This is a genomic window from Rubrivivax benzoatilyticus JA2 = ATCC BAA-35 (genome assembly GCF_000190375.1).
Taxonomy (GTDB): domain Bacteria; phylum Pseudomonadota; class Gammaproteobacteria; order Burkholderiales; family Burkholderiaceae_C; genus Rubrivivax; species Rubrivivax benzoatilyticus.
Genome location: NZ_AEWG01000131.1, coordinates 1 through 20,739 on the forward strand (window position 1 = coordinate 1; position 20,739 = coordinate 20,739).

The following is a 20,739-nucleotide window of genomic DNA, read 5'->3' on the forward strand; positions in this document are numbered from 1 at the left end:
CGCCGGCAGCAGCAGGTCGGCGCCGGCCGGCGCCGGGCCGACGAGCAGCGCGGCGCCGTCGGCCGGCGGCAGCACCGAGCCAGTCACACGCAGCCGGCGCACCAGCCGCCCGTGCAGCAGCGCGCGGCAGCGCAGCAGGTACTCGGGCACGAACCAGAACACGGCCCCGGCAACGAGCGCGTTGACGACGCCGGCGACGAGGAACACACCCGGGATCGACAGCCCCGCGCCCAGCAGCGCACCGGCGCCCAGCGCGCTGGCGATCATGAACAGCGCGTTGAGGATGTTGTTGGCGGCGATGATGCGGGCGCGGTGCGTCGCCGGGCTGCGCAGCTGGATCAGCGCGTACATCGGCACGCTGTAGACGCCGGCGGCCAGCGCCAGCAGCACCAGGTCGGCCATCACGCGCCAGTGCGCCGGCTGGGCGACGAAGGCGGAAACCGGCATCAGCGCCGAGGCCGGCAGCGCGTGGGCGGCGAAATACAGGTCGACGGCGAAGACGCTCATGCCGGCCGCGCCCAGCGGCACCAGCCCGATCTCGACGTGGCGCCGCGACAGCGTCTCGCACAGCAGCGCGCCGACGCCCACGCCCACCGAGAACAGCACCAGCAGCAGCGAAGCCACCTGCTCGTCGCCGTGCAGCACGTCCTTGGCGAAAGCCGGGAACTGCGACAGGAAGACCGCACCGAAGGCCCACATCCACGAGATGCCCAGCAGCGAGCGGAAGACCACCAGGTCCCCGTGCGCCAGCCGCAGGTTGCGCCAGGTCTCGCTGAACGGGTTCCAGTTGATCGTCAGATCAGGCTGAGGCGCCGGCGAGCGCGGCACGGCCTGCGCCACCAGCCGGCCGAGCAGCGCCACGCCCAGGCAGGCGGCGGCCACCAGGCGCGCGCCGGCCTCGGGCACCGCCATCAGCAGGCCGCCGGCCAGATTGCCCAGCAGGATGGCGACGAAGGTGCCCATCTCGACCAGGCCGTTGCCGCCGGTCAGCTCACGTTCGTCCAGGTGCTGCGGCAGGTAGGCGTACTTCACCGGGCCGAACAGCGTCGAGTGCAGCCCCATGCCGAAGACGCAGGCCAGCAGCATGACGGCGTCGGTGCGCACGAAGCCCCAGACCGCGGCGGCCATGATCGCGATCTCCAGCGACTTGACCCAGCGCGCCAGCAGCGCCTTGTCGTACTTGTCGGCGAGCTGCCCGGCGGTGGCCGAGAACAGCACGAAGGGCAGGATGAAGACCGCGCCGATCACCAGCCCGGCCAGCGACGGCGGCATCCAGGCCAGCTGCAGCTCGTAGGTCGCCATCACCGTGAAGGCGAACTTGAACAGGTTGTCGTTGCCGGCACCGAGGAACTGCACGGCGAAGAACGGCGCGAAGCGGCGCTGGGCCAGCAGCGCGAACTGGTTCGGGTGGCCGCCGCTCATCGGCGCCCCTGCGGCAGCAGCCGGCGCACCGTCAGGCCGCCACCGGCGCCAGCGCCTCGCGCAGGAAGCCGCCGGCCAGCGCGAGCGCGGTGTGCGCCTCGTCGAGCACACGCCCCATCGTCACGAAGCCGTGGATCTGGCGCTCGAAGCCGACGTACTGCACGCGGTTGCCGGCCGCCGACAAGGCGTCGGCGTACTGCAGGCCCTCGTCGCGCAGCGGGTCGTGGCCGGCGGTGATGACCAGCGCCCGCGGCAGCCGGCTCAGGTCGGGCGCCAGCAGCGGCGAGGCGCGCCAGTCGGTCCACTGCGCCTCGTCGGGCACGTAGTGGCCGCGGAACCAGGCGATGCTGTCGTTCGTCAGCAGATAACCCTGGCCGTTGGCGGCGTGCGAAGGCGCGACGGCGCGCATGTCGGTCACCGGGTAGATCAGCAGTTGCGCGGCCAGCGGGTCGTGGGCATCGCGTGCGGCGATCGCCGCCACCGCAGCCAGGTTGCCGCCGGCGCTGTCGCCGCCGACGGCCACACGCGCGGGGTCGATGCCGAGTGCGGCGGCCTCGCGCCGCGCCCAGCGCACGGCGGCGACGGCATCGTCGACGGCGGCCGGGAAACGGTGCTCGGGCGCCAGGCGGTAGTCCACCGACAGCACGGCGCAGCCCGAAGCCAGCGCCAGCGTGCGGCAGACGACGTCGTGCGTGTCCAGGTCGCCGATCGTCCAGCCGCCGCCGTGGAAGTAGACGAGCAGCGCCAGCACACCCTCGGCCGGCCGGTACAGGCGCAGCGCGAGGCCGGCGTCGGTGGCCAGGTCGCGCACCTCGGCCACCGACGGAGGCTCGGGCTGGGTGAAGGCGCGGCGCTCGGCGTAGAAGCGCCGGGCCTCGGCCGGCTGCAGCGTGTGCACCGGCGGCACACGCTTGTCGATCATCAGGTCCAGCAGCGCGCGGGCTTGGGGGTCGAGCATCGGGAGTTCCTGGCGGGACGGTGGCGTGCACGCGACGCGTGCGGCGGCCGGCGGCGCCCGAGTGTAGCCAGCGCATCCCGGCCGCACGGCCGCCGCCGTATGCTCGCGCCGCCCGAGGACGAGACGATGACCCCCTGCCCCTGCGGCCTGAAGGCCGACTACGAGAACTGCTGCGGCCGCTGGCATGCCGGCGCCGCGGCGCCGAGCGCCGAGGCGCTGATGCGCTCGCGTTACAGCGCCTACGTGCTGGCGCTGGAGCCCTATCTGCTGGCCACCTGGCACGCCAGCACGCGGCCGGAGAGCGTCGAGTTCGAGCCCGGCCTGAAGTGGCTGGGCCTGGAGGTCCGCCGCGCCCGCGAAGACGGCGACACCGCGACGGTCGAGTTCGTCGCCCGCAGCAAACTCGCCGGCCGCGCCTTCCGGCTGCACGAGACCAGCCGCTTCGTGCGCGAGGACGGCCGCTGGTTCTACGTCGACGGCGAGATGCGCTAACCGAAACGCACGGCGTGTATGGGCGGCAGCGTCGTCGCCACCGTGTGCCACTGCTCGCCGCCGTCGACGCTGGCCCAAAGGCCGCCGGTCGTGCTGCCCAGCAGCAGGCTCGTGCCGTCGGCGGCCACGTCCAGCGCGTGGCGGTAGACGAGTTCGTAGCAGTCGCGCTGCGGCAGCCCGGCGCGCAGCGTCTCGAAGCTGGCGCCGCCGTCGCGTGTGCGGTTGACGGCCAGCGCAGCGCCCACCGGCACGCGGCATTCGTCCTTCACCGCCGGCACGAACCAGGCGGTGCCGGGCTCGCGCGGGTGCACCGCGACGGCGAAGCCGAACGAGGACAGCGGCGCCTGCACACGCTGCCAGGAACGCGCGCCGTCGCCCGAACGCCAGATGCCGTTGTGGTGCTGGCACCAGAGCACCTCGGGTGCCGCGGCGCAGCGCACGATGCGGTGCGGGTCCTGCACCGCCGGGTCGTCGGCACGTTCGGGCGGCATGTACTCGGCGTGCATGCCGCTCGCCGCCAGCGCCCAGCTCGCGCCGTCGTCCTCGCTCGCCCAGGCGCCGCCGCAGGACACGCCGACCAGCAGCGCGCCCGGGCGCGACGGATCGGGGCAGACCGAATGCAGGCCCGGCACCTCGTAGCCGCCGCCGAACCACTCGGCACGGCCGGGTGCGTGCCACAAGGCCTCGACCAGCCGCCACGAGGCGCCGAAGTCCTCGCTGCGGAACAGCCCGCCGGGCAAGGTGCCGGCCCAGACGGTGCCGCGGTCGCGCTCCAGCGTCCAGACCTGCACCAGCGTCCAGGCCGGCCCCGGCGCGCCTTCGGGCTGCGGCGGATAGACGGGGGCGGCGACTTCGTGCCAGCTCGCGCCGGCGTCGTCGCTGGCGTGCAGCTTGACGCCGAAGTGACCCAGGTTCAGCGCCGCCAGCATGCGGCCGCGCGCGTCGGGCGGCAGCAGCGCCGACACCGGCTCGCCGAGGAAGGAGACGCCGGCCACGCGCCAGGCGCCGGCGCCGTCGTGGCGCAGTTCGAACAGGCCCTTGCGGGTCGCGGCCCAGGCGCGGTCGTGGTCCATCGTAGTCCCCTTTCAGCCTCCGGACAGCGCCTGCAGCACGTGCACCGTGCTGGCGGGCGCGAGCGTGTCGTCCAGCGCCGTGCGGCGCCGCCCGTCGACGAAGACGGCGACGTTGGCGCGCAGCGCGCCCTGGTCGTCGAACACGTAGCCGCGCAGCCGCGGGTGGCACGTGAACGCGGCCTCCAGCGCCTCGCCCAGCGTGGCCGCGTCGGCCTGCACCGCATCGACCGGGCCGACGAAGCGGGCGAGCTGCGGGGTGAAGACGACACGCGGCACCGCCGCATCATGCGGCGCCGAGGCCACCGCGCCGAACGCGAGACCGCGCCGCCGTCAGGGGATCACGGGAGCACCCTTCGGCCTGGCGCCCGGTCCCGCCAAGCGGGAACGAGCCCCGGACAAGTCCTGAGGTCTCAGGCCACCTCGTGACCCATGCTCGCCTGCCAGACGCGGTACCAGGCCTCGGCCGGCAGGCGCAGCGCGAGCGCCGCGGTCGCCTCGGCCAGCGCCTCGATGCGCGACGAGCCGGTGATCGGCACCGGCCGCGACGGGTGGCGCAGGATCCAGGCATAGGCGACGGTCGCCGCCGAGACACCGTGCTCGGCGCCCAGCGCCTCGAGCACTGCGCGCACGCGCCGCGCCTGCTCGTCGTCGCCGCGGAACAGCCGGCCGCCGCCCAGCGGCGACCAGATCATCGGCGGCAGGCCCAGGTCCAGCGCCTGCTCCAGCGTGCCGTCGGCCAGCGCCTGCATCTGCAGCGGCGACAGCTCGACCTGGTTCGTCACCAGCGGGAACCGCCGGTGCAGCAGCGCGAACTGCGACGGCGTGTGGTTGGAGACACCGAAGTGCAGCACCTTGCCGGCGCGGCGCAGCGCGTCGAAGGTGGCGGCGACCTCGTCGGGGTCGGCCAGCAGATCCGGCCGGTGCAGCAGCAGCAGGTCCAGCCGGTCGGTGCGCAGCGCCCGCAGCGAGGCCTCGACCGAGGCGACGATGTGGTCACGCGAACTGTCGTAGGACTTGATCGCATGCGCCGGCCGCGCCTCGCCGACGAGCTTGATGCCGCATTTGCTGACCAGCCGCAGCCGCTGGCGCAGCCCCGGCGCGGCGGCCAGCGCCTCGCCGAACAGCGCCTCGACGCGGTAGCCGCCGTAGATGTCGGCGTGATCGAAGGTCGTGATGCCGAGCTCGAGCGTGCGCTCGATCCAGCGCACGCGCGCCGCGACGTCCAGGCCCCATTCGTGCAGCCGCCAGCAGCCGGCGACGATGGGCGACAGCAGGCCGCCGTGCGGCTCGTTCGAGGTGTTCGGGTCCATGCGGCGACGATAGCGCCGCGGGCGGGCGGACACGTCGCGGGCATCGACTTGATGACAAGCCCGTTTTTGGTGCTATACTGCTAGCTGTTTCGGGGGCGTAGCTCAGCTGGGAGAGCGTCGCGTTCGCAATGCGAAGGTCAGGAGTTCGATCCTCCTCGTCTCCACCAAAACAACGAAGCCGCTGATCGCAAGATCAGCGGCTTTTTCGTTTCCGGCTCGCCGCAGGAGCCGCCCTCGGGCGGCTGTGCGGCGCGGGGTCAGGCGAGCGCGCGTGCCGCCGCGGCGTCGAGCTTGAAGATCGACACCACACGCGCCAATTGCTGAGCCTGCACCTTCAGGCTCTCGGCCGCGGCCGCGCTTTCCTCGACCAGCGCAGCGTTCTGCTGCGTCACCTGGTCCATCTGGCTCACCGCGTCGCCGACCTGCTGGATGCCGCTGCTCTGCTCCGTGGTCGCCGAGCTGATCTCGCCGACGATGTCGCTGACGCGCCGGATCGACCCGACGATCTCGTCCATCGTCTGGCCGGCGCGGTCGACCAGCGACGCCCCCTGCCCGACCTGCTCGACGTTGCGCGTGATCAGCGCCTTGATCTCCCGGGCCGCCTCGGCACTGCGCTGGGCCAGCGTGCGCACCTCGCCGGCGACGACCGCGAAACCACGGCCCTGCTCGCCGGCGCGCGCCGCCTCGACCGCCGCGTTGAGCGCCAGGATGTTGGTCTGGAACGCGATGCCGTCGATGACGCCGATGATGTCGCCGATCTTGCGGCTGGAGTCGCTGATGCCGGCCATCGTCGTCACCACCTGGCCGACGACCTCGCCGCCCTGGGCGGCGACCTGCGCGGCAGCCCGGGCGAGCTGGTCGGCCTGGCGGGCGTTGTCGGCGTTGTTGCGCACCGTGCTGCCCAGCTCGTCCATCGTCGCCGCGGTCTGCTGCAGCGCGCTGGCCTGCTCCTCGGTGCGGCCGGACAGGTCCTGGTTGCCATGCGCGATCTGCGTCGACGCGGTGACCACGCTGTCGCTGCTGGCGCGCACCGTGCCGACGATCTGCGACAGCTCCTCCTTCATCGTGCGCAGCGCCGCCAGCAGCTGGCCGACCTCGTCCTTGGACGAGCCCTCGACCCGGGCCCCCAGATCCCCCGCCGCGACCGCCTGCAGCGCGAGCACGGCCTCCTGCACCGGGCGCGTGATGGACCGGGTGATGACCAGCCCGCCGACGGCGGCCAGCAGCACCGAGGCGAAGGTCACGCCCAAGATCACCGCCTGGGTCCAGGCGTAGGTCGCGGATGCGGCCTCGACGTCCTGCTCGGCCGCATGCAGTTGCAGCTCGGTGATCTCGGCGATCTTGGCGCTGATCGGGTCGACGCTGTCGTACAGCGCGCCGTCGAACTGGCCGAGCTGGCCGGCGGCGGAGCCCGACAGCGCCTGCAGCGCCTGGCGCACGCGTTCGATGTCGCGGTTCGCCGGCTCGAACAGCTGCTCGGCCTCGCGCGCCAGTCGCGCCTCCTGTTCGGTGAGCCGCGTGCCCATGTAGTCCTTCCAGGACCGGGCGATCACGCCCTGGGCCGCGGTCAGCTGCTGGACGGCCTCCTGGGCTGGCATGCGCCCGGCGTTGGCCTTGTTCACCGCGTCGATGACGTTGACGGCATAGGCATCGGCGATCAGCTTGAGCTGCTTGAGCGGCACCACGCGGTCGCCGTAGACGGACTCCAGCCGCGCCTGCGCGGCCTGCAGGCTGCTCAGGCCGATCACCCCGGTCACGGCGAGCAGCACGACAAGGCCGAGAAATGCGCCGCCCAGGCGCACGCCGATGCGGATGTCACGAAGAAGTCCCACAAATCCCCCAAGGAATGCTGGCTGCGAAAGCCGGTCCAAGGAGCCTGATGGTTTACTCCCCAGCGTTTGCCGCTGTATCGGCAGCCAGCGGATGCGCTTGAGGACGCCGCACGGCAACATCGCACGCTGCGGCGCACCGGCCGGCCGCTACAGCGGCCGCAGCACGCTCAGCAGCAGCTCGCTCACACCGTCCCAGACGATCTGCACGCCCAGGCACAGCAGGATGAAGGCCGACAGGCGCAGGAAGACCACCGCGCCGGCCTCGCCCAGCGGGCGCAGCAGCAGCCGGGCGTAGCGGAAGGCGACGTAGAGCACGACGCCGATCAGCACCAGCGCGGCGATCGCCCCGCCCATGCGCGCCAGCGACACCGAGATCGTCGTGTCGTGCAGCGCCACGCCGACGGTGATCGCCGCAGCGATCGAGCCCGGCCCGCAACTGATCGGGAAGGTCAGCGGGTAGAAGGCCTGGCGCCGCGCCTGCTCGGGCGTGAAGGCCTGGGCGATGTCGCTGCGGGACTCGATCGTCGCCGGGGTGACGCTCAACATGCGCCAGGCGGTGGCGGCGACGATCAGGCCGCCGCCGACACGCACGATCGGCAGCGAGATGCCGAAGAAGTCCAGCACGTAGGAGCCGACCAGCATCGAGCCGACGAGCAGCGCGAACATGTTGCGCGCGATGCGCCGCGCCAGCAGCGCCCGCGTCGTGTCGCTCGCGCCTTCGGTCAGGCCGAGGAAGATCGGCGCCGTCGCCGCCGGGTTGACGATCGGCAGCAGCGTCGCGAGCGCGAACAGCAGCCCCTTGCCGAACGCCAGCAGCAGCGCCCCGGCCTCGACGCCCATCAGAGCGGGCCCGGGCCGACCATCTCGCGCAGGCGCCGCCGCAGTTCACGCTCGCGGCGCTGCTCGGCCTGCCAGTCCTCGCGCACCGCGCGCCACAACGCGGCGGTCATCAGCACGATGACCAGCGTGAACGGCAGCGCGAAGACGATGGTCGCCGTCTGCACCGCCTTGATGCCGCCGGACAGCAGCAGGCTGGCGGCGATGCCGGCCACGAGCAGGCCCCAGACGAGCTTGACGCGCCCCTTCGGGTCGGGCTCGCCCTTGGAGCTCATGATGCCCAGCACCAGCGTCGCCGAGTCACCCGAGGTGACGAAGAACACCAGCACCAGCACCGTGGCCACGACCGACATCACGGTGCCCAGCGGCAGCGCGTCGAACATCGCGAACATCGCCGTCGAGACGTCGGCCTTGACCGCGTCGGCGATCGGCACACCGCCGAAGATCTGCAGGTTCAGCGCCGTGCCGCCGAAGATCGCGAACCACAGGAAGCCGGCCAGCGTCGGCGTGAACACCGTGCCGATGACGAACTCGCGGATCGTGCGGCCGCGCGAGACGCGGGCGATGAACAGGCCGACGAACGGCGACCACGCGATCCACCAGGCCCAGTAGAAGATGGTCCAGCCGCCGACCCAGCCGCTGTCGCGGAACGGCGTCATGCGCAGGCTCATGCGCACGAACTCGCTGGCATAGGCGCCCAGCGTCGTCGTGAAGGTGTCGATGATCGCCACCGTCGGGCCGACGGCGAAGACGAACAGCGCGAGCGCCGCGGCGATCAGCAGGTTGACGATCGACAGCCACTTGATGCCGCGCGTCACCCCGGTGAGGGCCGAGCCCAGGAACAGTGCCGTCGTCACGGCGATGATCAGCATCTGCGGCAGCGTGCCCACCGGCACGCCGAAGACGGCGTTCAGGCCGCTGTTGATCTGCAGCGCGCCGATGCCCAGCGACGCGGCGACACCGAAGGCGGTGGCGATGACCGCGAGCACGTTGAACAGCGGCGACAGCACGCGCACGCCGCGCCAGGGCAGCGACTCGGTGGCCGAGCTGATCAGCGCGGCACGGCCGCGACGGAAGGTGAAGAAGGCGATCGCCAGCGCGACGACGCCGTACACCGCCCACGGATGCAGCCCCCAGTGGAAGAAGGCGTAGCGCATCGCGGCGTTGGCCGCCTCGGGCGTGCCCGGCGTGATGCCCGGCGGCGGTGCGACGAAGTGCGAGATCGGTTCGGCCACGCCCCAGAACACGAGGCCGATGCCCATGCCGGCGGCGAACAGCATCGCGAACCAGGTGCCGCGCGAGAACTCGGGCTCGTCGTCGTCGGCGCCGAGCTTCAGGTCGCCGTAGCGGCTGAAGGCCAGCAAGGCGCAGACGACGACGAGGCCGAGCACGACCCACAGGTACAGCCAGCCGAAGTGCACGGTGATCGTCGCCAGCGCGCGGTCGAACACCGCACCCAGCGACGCCGGGGCGACGAGGCCCCAGGCGACGATCGCCGCGATCAGGCCGGCGGACAGGAACAACTGCATCGGGAACATCCTCCTCTTGAATCTGCCGGACGCACGCCGCCGCGCAGGGGCTCCAGGGAGGAACGATGCAGGACGGGGGCGATCCGGTGGCCCGCGAAGCGCGCCCGGGCCCCTGCGGGACCGGCCGGCGACGGGCATGGTCCGTAAAGGGAGCCGCCCGACACGGCCGAAGTTCCGCACGGGAGCGCAAATTGCCGTTTTCCGGCCTCGATGTCACGGCCGGGACACCGGCTCACGGGACCGTCGGCGCGATATGCGGCGCCGGCACGGGGGTGTTCGCATAACGAACAAGCTGCGCACTCCACCCAGCGGCAGAATGCTGGCCCCGAACTTGCAAAGGTTCGTGGGCATGCCGTCGGCCCCGCGTGATCCGGGGCAAGTCACGAGACGGGACGGCTTGACTTTCGCGATATAGTCCCGCGCTTCGCGGTCGACCAGGCCGCCTGCGGTCCACGAGGCCGCGTGAGAAGTTGGTCACGGGTTCGGGCACCGGATGGCGGTGTCGGAACTCCTGGAGGATTCTGAGTGGATTACGCCCAGCAACAACGAAACCCGGGCAAGCACGCCGTTGGGATCGGCATCGTCCTCGCCCTGCACCTGCTGCTGGGCTGGGCACTGCTTTCGGGTCTAGCGCAGCGCATGGTCGAGGTCATCAAGGCCCCGATCGAGACCAAGATCATCGAGGAGGTGAAGCCGCCGGAGCCCCCGCCGCCGGAGAACCTCCCGCCGCCGCCCAAGTTCGCGCCGCCGCCGCCGTCGTTCGTGCCGCCGCCCGAGGTCAACGTGAACCCGCCGCCGACCCCGGCGCCGACGATCACGACGACCACGGTCGCGCCGCCGCCGCAGGCCGTCACGGTCCCGCGTGCCGAGGCGCCGCCGGCGCCGCGCAACGTGCGCCCGACGATCATCAGTGCCCGCTCCTGCGCGCCGACGCGCGAGGACTACCCCGCCGCGGCCGTGCGCGCCGAAGCGACGGGCACGACCAAGGTCCGGTTCACCGTCGACGCCAGCGGTCGCGTCTCGGCGTCCGAACTGGTGCGCTCGGCCGGCCCCTCGCGCGAGCACAAGCTGCTCGACCGTGTTGCCATCAACAAGCTCAGCCAGTGCCAGTTCAGGCCCGGCACCGACGAGCACGGCAACGCGATCGGCGGCCAGGCCGAAGTCGAATACGTCTGGAACCTCGAGTAGCGAGGCCCCTGTTGTTGCGCTTCGCCGCGTGGTGCGCGGCGACGCTCTTACCCACGTGCGGCGCTCGAGCCGGCGTTCTTTCCCCTTGGAGGCACGATGTCCTTGATGAAACTGATGCGATCGTCGCTGGCGGCGATGATGGTCGCGCTGGTCGCCACGTTCGGCACCCAACCCGCCCTTGCCCAGGCTGACACCGCCGCCCCGCCGGCGGCCACGGCCCCGGCCCAAGCCACCGAACACGAGGCGGTGGACAACCCCTACGGCCTGCAGGCGCTGTGGATGCAGGGCGACTTCGTCGCCAAGGGCACGCTGATCATCCTGGTCATCATGTCGATGGGCAGCTGGTACATCATCTTCACGAAGCTGTACGAGCAGCGCTCGATGATGAAGAGCGCGCGCGAGTCGGCCGAGGCCTTCTGGAAGGCGAACTCGGTGAAGGCCGGCGTCACCGCCCTCGAGGAAGGCTCGGCCTTCCGCTACATCGCCGAGTCGGGCATCAAGGCCAGCGACCATCACGAAGGCACGATGGTCGAGTCGATCGACAAGCACACCTGGGTGACGATGAGCGTCGAGCGCGCCGTCGGCAACATCCAGGGCCGCCTGACCGACGGCCTGGCCTTCCTGGCGACCGTCGGCTCGACCGCGCCGTTCGTCGGCCTGTTCGGCACCGTCTGGGGCATCTACAACGCGCTGGTGCGCATCGGCATCAGCGGCCAAGCCTCGATCGACAAGGTCGCCGGCCCGGTCGGTGAAGCGCTGATCATGACCGCCATCGGCCTGGCCGTCGCCGTGCCGGCCGTCATGGGCTACAACTGGCTGATCCGTCGCAACAAGGCCGTGCTGGACCAGGTCCGCAGCTTCAGCGCCGACCTGCACAACGTGCTGATCGCCGGCAAGCGCTGACGTGATGCCGATCGGCCGCCGCCGCCGCGACGGCCGTGCCTGCGGGCACGGCAGCGCGTGCGGCACCGGGCGGCCGTCGTCCTCCAGGAGATCGCGATGGCGATGCAAGTAGGCCCCGCCGAGAACGGCGGGGAGGAGCAGCTCAACAGCTCGATCAACACGACGCCGCTGGTGGACGTGATGCTGGTGCTGCTCATCATCTTCCTGATCACGATTCCCGTGGTCACGCAGTCGATCAAGCTCGAGCTGCCGAAGGAACGCAACATCCCGCTGCAGACCAAGCCCGAGAACATCGTCATCGCGGTCAACCGCGACGGCGAGCTCTTCTGGGGCATCGAGCGGCTGCCGGACATCGAGGCGCTGGTCACGCGGCTGAAGGTCGAGGCGGTCAAGGAACCGCAGCCCGAGGTCCACATCCGCGGCGACGGCGAGGTGCGCTACGAGTCCGTGGGCCGCGTGGTCGTGGCCTGCCAGCGTGCCGGGATCTTCAAGGTCGGCTTCATCACCGAGCCGCCGGCGGGCGCCGTGGCGCGCTGAACGGAGAACAACATGGCCATGCAAGTAGGTTCCGGCGGCGGTGACGACGACGTGATGGTGGACATCAACACCACGCCGCTGATCGACGTGATGCTGGTGCTGCTCATCATGTTCATCATCACCATCCCGATCCAGACGCACGCGGTGAAGATGAACATGCCGACGCCGAACAACGCGGCGCCGCCGCCGCAGCCGCCGGAGATCATCCGCATCGACGTCGACTTCGACGGCACCATCGGCTGGAACGGCGAGATCGTGCCCGACCGCGCGGCGCTGGAAGCCAAGCTGGCCTCCGTCGCCGCCGCGGCCGACCAGCCCGAGGTGCACCTGCGCCCGAACAAGCTCGTGACCTACAAGGTCGTCGCGATGATCATGGCCAGCGCCCAGCGCCTGGGCGTGACCAAGATCGGCATCGTCGGCAACGAGCAATTCATGAACTGACGACCACCCCCGTAGCGGCTGCGCCGCTCCCCCTCGAGGGGGCGACGCCAGCGCACGGGCAGAGCCCGTGCGCGGCGTCCGCTTGACATTACCGCACCCCTCCACCTGGCGTGCCGTTTGCTGGCAGGCGGTTCGCCGAGGAATCCAAGAGATGAAGACCAAGCTGCGAACCCTTGCCCTCTGCCTCGTCGCCGCCGGCTGGCTGTCCGTTGCCGGAGCCCAGGGGCTGCGTGCCGAGATCGGCAAGCCGCTGCAGCAGGCCGGCGAACTGCTGAAGGCCGGCAAGGCGCGCGAGGCGCTCGCCAAGGTGCGCGAGGCCGAGAGCGTCGGCAGCCGCAGCGCCGCCGAGCAGCAGACCATCGACCGCATGAAGGCCGCCGCCGCCCAGCGTGCCGGCGACTACGCCACCGCGGTGCAGGCCCTCGAGGCGCTCGCCGCCAAGGCCAGCGGCAACGAGCTCGGCCAGCTCGCCGAGCAGCTCGCCGCCGCCTACGCCCAGCTGCGCAACAACGCCAAGGCCAGCGAGTGGCTGAACAAGGCGGTCGCGGCCGGCAACAACAGCGCCACGGTCAAGCAGATGCAGGCCTACCTGCAGTCGGCCAGCGGCGACTACAACGCGATCGCACGCGACGCCGGAGCCGCCGTCACGGCCGCCGAACAGGCCGGCCGCAAGCCCGACGAAGGCGACCTGCTGCGCCTGGCCGACGCCCAGCAGCGCACCGGCAACACCAACGGCTACGTCGGCACGCTCGAGAAGCTGGTCACCTACTACCCGAAGAAGGACTACTGGACGGCCTATCTGGGCCGCCTGCAGCGCAAGAGCGGGTTCGCGGACCGTTTTGCGCTCGACGTCATGCGCCTGAAGCTGGCCACCGGCACGCTGGGCAAGACCGACGAGTACATGGAGATGGCGCAGCTGGCGCTGCAGGCCGGCCTGCCGGGCGAGGCGCTGCGCATCGTCGAGCAGGGCTACAAGGCCGGCGCGCTGGGCACCGGCGCCGAGGCCACGCGCCATCAGCGCCTGCGCGACCTGGCACAGAAGCAGGCGACGCAGCAGAAGGCGGACATCGCCGCGCAGGCCGACGCCGCCAACGCCGAGAAGAGCGGCGACGACCTCGTCAAGGTCGGTTTCGCCTACGCCTCGATCGGCGAGGCCGAGAAGGGCGCGGCGCTGATCCAGAAGGGCATCGCCAAGGGTGGCCTGCGCCGCCCCGAGGACGCCCGGCTGCGCCTGGGCCAGGTCCAGGCGCAGGCCGGCCAGAAGGCCGCCGCCGCGCAGACGCTGCGCGCCGTGAAGGGCAACGACGGCGCCGCCGACATCGCGCGCCTCTGGCTCGCCGCCCACTGAGGTCGACCGTGCGGGGCCGCGAGGCCCTGCACGCCCGTCGCCTGGCGCGGCGCGGTGACGCGAGATAACGCAGGCGACAGCCGACGGCAGCGCCGGCGCCGACAATGCGGCGCATGACCGTCCCAGCCCTGCCCTCCTTCGTCGAGCCCTGCGGGCACGACATCTACGCCGTCGACACCGGCTTCCATCGCCCGCGTTTCGACGCCGCCTATCTGGTGCTGCACGGCGGCCGCGCCGCCATCGTCGACGCCGGCACCAACCACGCGGTGCCGCGCATCCTCGAGGCGCTGGCCGCGCTGGGCCTCGCCCGCGACGCCGTCGACTGGGTCATTCCGACCCACGTCCACCTCGATCACGCCGGCGGCGTCGGCCTGCTGGTGCAGGAACTGCCGGCGGCCCGCGTGATGGCCCACCCGCGCGCCGCGCGCCACCTCGTCGATCCGTCGCAGCTCTGGGCCGGCGCCACCGCGGTCTACGGCGAAGCCGAGATGCGGCGCAACTACGGCACGCTGGTGCCGGTGCCGGCCGAACGTGTCGACACCAGCCGCGACGGTCTGCAGCTGTCGCTGGCCGGCCGCACGCTGGAGTTCGCCGACACGCCGGGCCACGCCCGCCACCACCACTGCCTCTGGGACGAGGCCTCGGCCGGCTGGTTCACCGGCGACACCTTCGGGCTGTCGTACCGCGAGTTCGACACCGCCCGCGGCGCCTGGCTGCTGCCGACCTCGACGCCGGTGCAGTTCGACCCCGAGGCGATGCGTGTCTCGGTCGAGCGGCTGCTCGCACGTTCTCCGCGTTCGATGTTCCTGACCCACTACGGCCGCGTCGGCGACGTGCCGCGGCTGGGCGCGCTGCTGCTGGCGCTGCTCGACGAGATGGTGGCGCTGGGCCGGCGTGTCGCCGCGCTCGGCGACGCCCGCCACGCCGCGCTGTGCGAGGGGCTGAACACGATCTACCGCCGCAGCCTGGCCGAACACGGCTGCACGCTGGCGCCCGAGCCGCTGCGCCAGTTGCTCGAGCTCGACGTCGAGCTCAACGCCCAGGGCATGGCGGTCTGGCTGGACCGCGAGAGCGCCGGCCAGCCGTAAAAAAGCGCAACAGCGCTCAAGTCCCGAGGCCCCGGACCGAGCCCCGGAGGGCCTCGGGCGCCCCGGCGAATTCGCCAAAATCAACCCACGTTTCGCACACTATTCCGCACCTCTAACATTCGCCGCATCTTTATCGTTCGCCATCGCAACCGATTCCAGCAATCACGCTGAGAACCTGCGGAGGACTGTCGATGCGCGTGAATCTGCCCGTGAGTGACGAGGAGTATCCGTTTCCTGCGGGGGAGACGCTGGTGTCGACCACCGACCTGAAAGGCCGGATCCTCTACTGCAACCCGGCCTTCATCTCGGTCAGCGGCTACGTCAAGGACGAGCTGCTGGGCCAGCCGCACAACCTGATCCGCCACCCCGACATGCCGGAAGAGGCCTTCCGCGACATGTGGGCCAGCATCGGCGCCGGCCAGCCCTGGTCGGCGCCGGTGAAGAACCGGCGCAAGGACGGGCGCTACTACTGGGTGATGGCCAACGTCACGCCGCTGATGCGCGACGGTCAGCCGGTGGGCTACATGTCGGTGCGCACCGAACCGACGCGCGAGGAGGTGCAGTGCGCCGAATCGCTGTACGCCCGCATGCGCGCCGAGAAGGCGGCCGGGCAGTCGACGCTGCGTGTGGAGGCCGGCACGCCGTACCGCGCCACCGTCTGGGGTCGCCTGAAGCGGCTGAAGCGGCTGCGCCGCCATCTGCCGCTGGTGCTGGCCTCGGCGTTGTTGACCGGCAGCAGCGCGCTGATCGGCCACTACCTCGGCTGGTACGCCGTGCTGGGCTGCGTGCTGATGGGCAGCACCGTCGGCGCGGCGCTGCTCGCCCGCCTGGTGCTGGCGCCGCTGGCACCGCTGCTGGGGTTCGCCAATCGCATGGCCGCCGGCGACCTGACCGAACGCCTGCCGGCCTTCGGCGACGACGCCTTCGGCCGTCTGTCCAAGGCGCTGAACCAGCTCAACGTGAACCTGCGCTCGATCGTGCGCGACGCCCGCAACGAGGTCGAGCACATGCGCGACGCCACCTGCGAGATCGCCAGCGGCAACCAGGACCTGTCCAGCCGCACCGAGTCGCAGGCCGCCAACGTGCAGCAGACGGCCTCGTCGATGGAGGAGATCACGAGCACGGTGCGCCAGAGCGCCACCGCCGCGTCGGAGGCCGCCAAGCTCGCCGCCGAGGCCGCCGGCGTCACGCGCCGCGGCAGCCAGGCCGTCGACGAGGTCACGCGCACGATGCAGGTCATCAGCGAGTCCTCGCGCCGCATCGGCGAGATCATCCAGGTCATCGACGGCATCGCCTTCCAGACCAACATCCTGGCGCTCAACGCCGCCGTCGAGGCGGCGCGCGCCGGCGAGTCCGGCCGCGGTTTCGCCGTCGTCGCCGGCGAGGTGCGGGCGCTGGCGCAGCGTTCGGCCACCGCGGCGCGCGAGATCAAGCAGCTGATCGTCGACTCGACCGAGAAGGTCGACGCCGGCAACCGGCTCAGCAGCGCGGCGCGCACGACGATCGCCGAGGCGGTGCACACCGTCGAGCGCGTCGGCAGCGTCGTCGCCGGCATCAGCCACGGTGCCGACGAGCAGCTGCAGGGCATCTCGCAGATCAACACCGCAGTCGCCCAGCTCGACGGCATCACGCAGCAGAACGCGGCGCTGGTCGAGGAGATCGCCGCGGCGGCGATGCAGCTGCGCGCCAAGGCCAACACCGTGACCGAGGCGGTGCAGCTCTTCCACCTCGACGCGGGGCGCGGCGCGGCGCCCGCCGCAGCCGACGCCGTCGCGCTGCGCCGCAGCGCGCGCGCCCCTTTGCACGCGGCCGCCGGCCCAGCCTGCGCCACCTGAACGAGCGGCGCCACCGCGGCCGCAGGGGTCGTCGCGCCACGCGGCCGGGGCCTGCCTACACTGCGGGTCCGTCCCAACCGCCGCGGCCCGGCCGCCCGTCCCCATGCAGCAAGGCGTTCATTTCGGCCTCGACGGCCGCGTCGTCGTCATCACCGGCGCCTCGCAAGGCATCGGCGAAGCCTGCGCCCGCCGCCTCGTGCGCGACGGCGCCGCGGTCGCGCTGTGGGACGTCGCCGACGACGCCGGCCGGCGCCTCGCCGACGAGCTGACGGCCGCCGGCCACCGCGCCGTCTACGCCCACTGCGACGTCTCGAAGAAGGCCGAGGTCGACGCCGCGCTGGCGGCGACGCTGGCCGCCTTCGGCCGTGTCGACGGCCTGGTCAACAACGCCGGCATCTTCAAGGCCGCCGACTTCCTGGCCGTCACCGAGGCCGACTGGGACGCCGTCATCGCCGTCAACCTGAAGGGCTCGTTCCTCGTCGGCCAGGCGGTCGCGCGGGAGCTGGTCAAGGCCGGCGGTGGCGCGATCGTCAACATGAGTTCGGTCAACGGCCGGCTGACGATCCCGTCGATCGCCAGCTACAACGCCAGCAAGGGCGCGATCGACCAGCTGACGCGCGTGATGGCCTTGTCGCTCGCCGACCGCGGCGTGCGCGTCAACGCGGTGGCGCCGGGCACGATCGCCACCGAGCTGGCGAAGAACGCGGTGCTGACCAGCGACGAGGCCAAGGCACGCATCCTGAGCCGCACGCCGATGAAACGCCTGGGCGAACCCGCCGAGGTCGCCGACGTCTGCGCCTGGCTGCTGTCCGACGCCGCCAGCTACGTCACCGGCGAGATCGTCGTCGTCGACGGCGGCCGCATGACGCTGAACTACACCGTGCCCGTCTAGGGGCAGGCCGGCTGCGGGAAAATCGCCCGCATGAGACTGCTCCACACGATGCTGCGCGTCGGCGACCTGCAACGGTCGATCGACTTCTACACCAAGGTCATGGGCATGACGCTGCTGCGCACCAGCGAGAACGCCGCCCACGGCTATTCGCTCGCCTTCCTCGGCTACGGCTCCAACCCCGAGCACGCCGAGATCGAGCTCACCTACAACCACGGCGTGTCGTCGTACGACCTGGGCACGGCCTACGGCCACATCGCGATCGGCGTGCCCGACGCCTATGCGGCCTGCGACAAGATTCGCGCCGCCGGCGGCAACATCACGCGCGAGCCCGGCCCGGTCAAGGGCGGCTCGACGGTGATCGCCTTCATCACCGACCCGGACGGCTACAAGGTCGAGCTGATCCAGCGCGCGGAAACGGCTGCGCCCGCGGACTCGCTGCGCGCCTGATGCATGAGCCGGCGGCCGCCAGGCCGCCGGTCCTCCGATCGTTCAGTCTTCGCGCAGCGCCTGCGCGGCGCGCGCCAGCCGGGTGATCTGCGCCCAGTCGCCGGCGTCGATCGTCGCCTGCGGCGACAGCCACGAGCCGCCGCAGACCTTCACGTTCGGCAGCGCCAGGTACTGGCGCGCGTTCTCCGGCGTCAGGCCGCCGGTCGGGCAGAACGCGACGTCCGGGAACGGCCCGGCCAGGGCCTTGAGCATCGGGATGCCGCCGGCCGCGGCGGCCGGGAAGAACTTCAGGAAGTCGTAGCCGTCGGCCGTCGCCGCCAGCACCTCGCTGGGCGTGGCGACACCGGGCAGCAGCGGCAGCTCGATCTGGCGGCAGGCGCGGCCGATCTCGCTCGTGTAGCCCGGGCTGACGGCGAAACGCGCCCCGGCGTCGCGTGCCGCCTGGGCGTCGGCGACGCTGCGCACCGTGCCGGCGCCGACCAGCGCCTCGGGCAGCTCGCGCGCGATGCGGCGGATCGCTTCCAGCGCGGCCGGCGTGCGCAGCGTGACCTCGAGCACCCGCACGCCACCGGCCAGCAGCGCTTCGGCCAGCGGCAGCGCGTCGTCGACACGCTGGATGACGATGACCGGGATCACGGGTCCCGGGGCGGCGAGTTCGATCGGTTTCAGAGCCATGTGACGGCGCCCTCCTCGGCGCTGCGGGCGTTGCGTCGCAGGCCCGCGAACAGTTCGCGGCCCAGGTCGTGGCCGTTGGCGGCCGCCTGGTCCGGGGTGATGGTGGCCGGCGTGCGTGCGGCCCACTCGGCCGGGTCGACCAGCGCCTGCAGCGTGCCGGCGTCGGCGTCGACACGCAGCAGGTCGCCGTCGCGCACCTTGGCCAGCGGCCCGCCGGCCAATGCCTCGGGGCTGACGTGGATCGCCGCGGGCACCTTGCCCGAAGCGCCGCTCATGCGGCCGTCGGTGACCAGCGCGACGCGCCAACCCTTGCCCTGCAGCACCGCCAGCGGCGGCGTCAGCTTGTGCAGCTCGGGCATGCCGTTGGCGTGCGGCCCCTGGAAACGCACGACGGCGACGACATCGCGGTCGAGCTCGCCGGCCTTGAACGCCGCCTGCAGCGACTCCTGGTCGTCGAAGACACGCGCCGGCGCCTCGATGACGTGGCGCTCGGCCGGCACCGCCGAGACCTTGATGACCGCCCGGCCCAGGTTGCCCTGCAGCAGTTTCAGGCCGCCGGTCGGCGAGAACGGCGCGTCGGCCGGGCGCAGGATTGCCGTGTCGCCGCTGGCGCCGACCGGGGTCCAGGCGACGGCACCGGCTTCGGTGGCCTTCGGCAGTGCGGCATAACGCTCGAGCCCGGGGCCGGCGATCGTCGCCACGTCCGGGTGCAGGCAGCCGGCGCGCAGCAACTCGCCGATCACGTAGCCCGGGCCGCCGGCGGACTGGAACTGGTTCACGTCGGCGGCGCCGTTCGGGTAGACACGCGCCAGCAGCGGCACCTCGGCCGACAGCGCGGCAAAGTCGCTCCAGTCGATCGTGATGCCCGCCGAACGCGCCACCGCCACCCAGTGGATCAGGTGGTTGGTGCTGCCGCCGGTGGCCAGCAGCGCGACCATCGCGTTGACGATCGCCCGCTCGTCGACGAGGCGGCCGATGGGCATGAAGTCGGCGTGCGCGCCGATCGCCAGCACGCGGCGCACGGCCTCGCGCGTCAGCGCCTCGCGCAGGCCCTCGTGCGGGTGCACGAAGGCGGCGCCGGGCACGTGCAGGCCCATCGCCTCCATCAGCATCTGGTTGCTGTTGGCGGTGCCGTAGAAGGTGCAGGTGCCCGGGCCGTGGTAGGCGGCGGACTCGGCGGCCAGCAGCGCGTCGCGGCCGACCAGGCCCTGCGCGTACTGCTCGCGCACCTTGGCCTTGTCCTCGTTGGCCAGCCCGGTGCTCATCGGCCCGGCGGGCACGAACACCGTCGGCAGGTGGCCGAAGTGCAGCGCGCCGATCAGCAGCCCCGGCACGATCTTGTCGCAGATGCCCAGCATCAGCGCGCCGTCGAAGACGTCGTGCGACAGCGCGATCGCCGTGCCCATCGCGATCGTGTCGCGCGAGAACAGGCTCAGCTCCATGCCGGGCTGGCCCTGCGTGACGCCGTCGCACATCGCCGGCACGCCGCCGGCGACCTGCGCGGTGGCACCGTGGCGGCGCGCCTCGTCGCGGATCAGCGCCGGGAAGCCTTCGAAGGGCTGGTGCGCCGACAGCATGTCGTTGTAGGCGGTGACGATCGCGACGTTGGGCGCACGTTCGGCGACGACGCGCAGCCGGTCGTCGCCCGGCAGCGCCGCAAAGGCGTGCGCGACGTTGGCACAGCCCATGCGTTCGGCCCCGCGCGGTCGGCGCGCGAGGCGGTCCACGCGTTGTAGGTAGGCCGCGCGGGTGTCGGCGCTGCGTTCCCGGATGCGATCGGTGATGGTTTGGATGGCGGGCTTCATGCTGACCTCCGGCCGTAACCATAGCACCGAAAACAAAGTAACCCGGTTACATCGCGATTTCGTGAAGGGCTTCCCGGGGACCTCGTGGCACCGCCCGCGGCACCGTCATTGCAAGACTCTCGCTGCC

20 protein-coding genes and 1 tRNA gene are annotated in these 20,739 nt (G+C 71.8%); 11 read left to right on the top strand and 10 right to left on the bottom strand.

The window, feature by feature from the left end; translation table 11 throughout:
• Window positions 1-1,422: MFS transporter (locus RBXJA2T_RS14570; protein ID WP_009858168.1), on the bottom strand; the 1,422-nt coding region annotated here is incomplete at its 3' end.
• Window positions 1,423-1,453: 31 nt separating this feature from the next.
• Window positions 1,454-2,380: a LipP1 family hormone-sensitive lipase gene (lipP1, locus tag RBXJA2T_RS14575; RefSeq protein WP_009858169.1), complete on the bottom strand. Its 927-nt coding sequence runs from the start codon at window positions 2,378-2,380 to the stop codon at window positions 1,454-1,456.
• A 99-nt stretch (window positions 2,381-2,479) separates the two neighbouring features.
• On the opposite strand from lipP1, the gene RBXJA2T_RS14580 reads away from it, so the two are divergent.
• On the top strand, window positions 2,480-2,872 hold the full coding sequence (locus tag RBXJA2T_RS14580; protein ID WP_009858170.1) for a YchJ family protein: 393 nt from the start codon (window positions 2,480-2,482) through the stop codon (window positions 2,870-2,872).
• On the opposite strand, the gene RBXJA2T_RS14585 is transcribed toward RBXJA2T_RS14580, so the two are convergent.
• From RBXJA2T_RS14585 to RBXJA2T_RS14595, 3 genes are all read right to left on the bottom strand, one after another.
• Complete coding sequence (locus RBXJA2T_RS14585) at window positions 2,869-3,945, bottom strand: WD40/YVTN/BNR-like repeat-containing protein (RefSeq protein WP_009858171.1); 1,077 nt, start codon at window positions 3,943-3,945, stop codon at window positions 2,869-2,871. The genes RBXJA2T_RS14580 and RBXJA2T_RS14585 overlap by 4 nt on opposite strands.
• 12 nt (window positions 3,946-3,957) lie before the next feature.
• Window positions 3,958-4,221 carry a MoaD/ThiS family protein gene (locus RBXJA2T_RS14590; protein ID WP_009858172.1) on the bottom strand — a complete coding sequence of 88 codons (264 nt, stop codon included), beginning with the start codon at window positions 4,219-4,221 and terminating at the stop codon, window positions 3,958-3,960.
• Window positions 4,222-4,355: 134 nt separating this feature from the next.
• Window positions 4,356-5,255 carry an aldo/keto reductase gene (locus tag RBXJA2T_RS14595; RefSeq protein WP_009858173.1) on the bottom strand — a complete coding sequence of 300 codons (900 nt, stop codon included), beginning with the start codon at window positions 5,253-5,255 and terminating at the stop codon, window positions 4,356-4,358.
• A gap of 91 nt (window positions 5,256-5,346) precedes the next feature.
• On the opposite strand from RBXJA2T_RS14595, the gene RBXJA2T_RS14600 reads away from it, so the two are divergent.
• A tRNA-Ala gene (locus tag RBXJA2T_RS14600) sits at window positions 5,347-5,422 on the top strand.
• Window positions 5,423-5,512: 90 nt separating this feature from the next.
• Here the strand turns inward: RBXJA2T_RS14600 and RBXJA2T_RS14605 are convergent.
• From RBXJA2T_RS14605 to RBXJA2T_RS14615, 3 genes are all read right to left on the bottom strand, one after another.
• Window positions 5,513-7,087, bottom strand: coding sequence for a methyl-accepting chemotaxis protein (locus RBXJA2T_RS14605; RefSeq protein WP_037290267.1), 1,575 nt, complete (start codon window positions 7,085-7,087; stop codon window positions 5,513-5,515).
• A 147-nt stretch (window positions 7,088-7,234) separates the two neighbouring features.
• Window positions 7,235-7,927: a MarC family protein gene (locus RBXJA2T_RS14610; protein ID WP_009858175.1), complete on the bottom strand. Its 693-nt coding sequence runs from the start codon at window positions 7,925-7,927 to the stop codon at window positions 7,235-7,237.
• Entirely contained in the window at window positions 7,927-9,453 is a 1,527-nt protein-coding gene (locus RBXJA2T_RS14615; RefSeq protein ID WP_009858176.1) for a BCCT family transporter, read from the bottom strand. The genes RBXJA2T_RS14610 and RBXJA2T_RS14615 overlap by 1 nt, the downstream gene beginning before the upstream one ends.
• Window positions 9,454-9,978: 525 nt before the next feature.
• Here RBXJA2T_RS14615 and RBXJA2T_RS20970 point away from each other — a divergent pair.
• The 9 genes from RBXJA2T_RS20970 to gloA all read left to right on the top strand — a co-directional run bounded on the left by RBXJA2T_RS20970 (window position 9,979) and on the right by gloA (window position 18,132).
• A complete protein-coding gene (locus RBXJA2T_RS20970; protein ID WP_276525103.1) occupies window positions 9,979-10,641 on the top strand; it encodes an energy transducer TonB in 663 nt (220 codons plus the stop codon).
• Window positions 10,642-10,737: 96 nt separating this feature from the next.
• Complete coding sequence (locus RBXJA2T_RS14625; RefSeq protein WP_029718621.1) at window positions 10,738-11,544, top strand: MotA/TolQ/ExbB proton channel family protein; 807 nt, start codon at window positions 10,738-10,740, stop codon at window positions 11,542-11,544.
• Window positions 11,545-11,640: 96 nt separating this feature from the next.
• Window positions 11,641-12,081: an ExbD/TolR family protein gene (locus tag RBXJA2T_RS14630; protein WP_009858179.1), complete on the top strand. Its 441-nt coding sequence runs from the start codon at window positions 11,641-11,643 to the stop codon at window positions 12,079-12,081.
• 12 nt (window positions 12,082-12,093) lie between these two features.
• Window positions 12,094-12,522, top strand: coding sequence for an ExbD/TolR family protein (locus tag RBXJA2T_RS14635; protein ID WP_029718622.1), 429 nt, complete (start codon window positions 12,094-12,096; stop codon window positions 12,520-12,522).
• A gap of 151 nt (window positions 12,523-12,673) precedes the next feature.
• The gene (locus tag RBXJA2T_RS14640) at window positions 12,674-13,870 is read left to right on the top strand and encodes a tetratricopeptide repeat protein (RefSeq protein ID WP_009858181.1); all 1,197 of its coding nucleotides are present in this window, start codon (window positions 12,674-12,676) and stop codon (window positions 13,868-13,870) included.
• Between the two features lie 113 nt (window positions 13,871-13,983).
• Complete coding sequence (locus RBXJA2T_RS14645; RefSeq protein WP_009858182.1) at window positions 13,984-14,958, top strand: MBL fold metallo-hydrolase; 975 nt, start codon at window positions 13,984-13,986, stop codon at window positions 14,956-14,958.
• A 191-nt stretch (window positions 14,959-15,149) separates the two neighbouring features.
• Complete coding sequence (locus RBXJA2T_RS14650) at window positions 15,150-16,793, top strand: methyl-accepting chemotaxis protein (protein WP_009858183.1); 1,644 nt, start codon at window positions 15,150-15,152, stop codon at window positions 16,791-16,793.
• Between the two features lie 103 nt (window positions 16,794-16,896).
• Window positions 16,897-17,685, top strand: coding sequence for an SDR family NAD(P)-dependent oxidoreductase (locus tag RBXJA2T_RS14655; protein WP_009858184.1), 789 nt, complete (start codon window positions 16,897-16,899; stop codon window positions 17,683-17,685).
• 30 nt (window positions 17,686-17,715) lie between these two features.
• The gene (gene gloA / locus RBXJA2T_RS14660) at window positions 17,716-18,132 is read left to right on the top strand and encodes a lactoylglutathione lyase (protein WP_029718623.1); all 417 of its coding nucleotides are present in this window, start codon (window positions 17,716-17,718) and stop codon (window positions 18,130-18,132) included.
• Between the two features lie 42 nt (window positions 18,133-18,174).
• Here the strand turns inward: gloA and eda are convergent, their stop codons facing one another.
• Both eda and edd read right to left on the bottom strand, forming a co-directional pair.
• Window positions 18,175-18,807, bottom strand: coding sequence for a bifunctional 4-hydroxy-2-oxoglutarate aldolase/2-dehydro-3-deoxy-phosphogluconate aldolase (eda, locus tag RBXJA2T_RS14665; protein ID WP_009858186.1), 633 nt, complete (start codon window positions 18,805-18,807; stop codon window positions 18,175-18,177).
• Window positions 18,798-20,612, bottom strand: coding sequence for a phosphogluconate dehydratase (gene edd, locus RBXJA2T_RS14670; RefSeq protein ID WP_009858187.1), 1,815 nt, complete (start codon window positions 20,610-20,612; stop codon window positions 18,798-18,800). Before edd ends, eda begins: the two co-directional genes overlap by 10 nt.
• Between the last annotated feature and the right edge of the window lie 127 nt (window positions 20,613-20,739).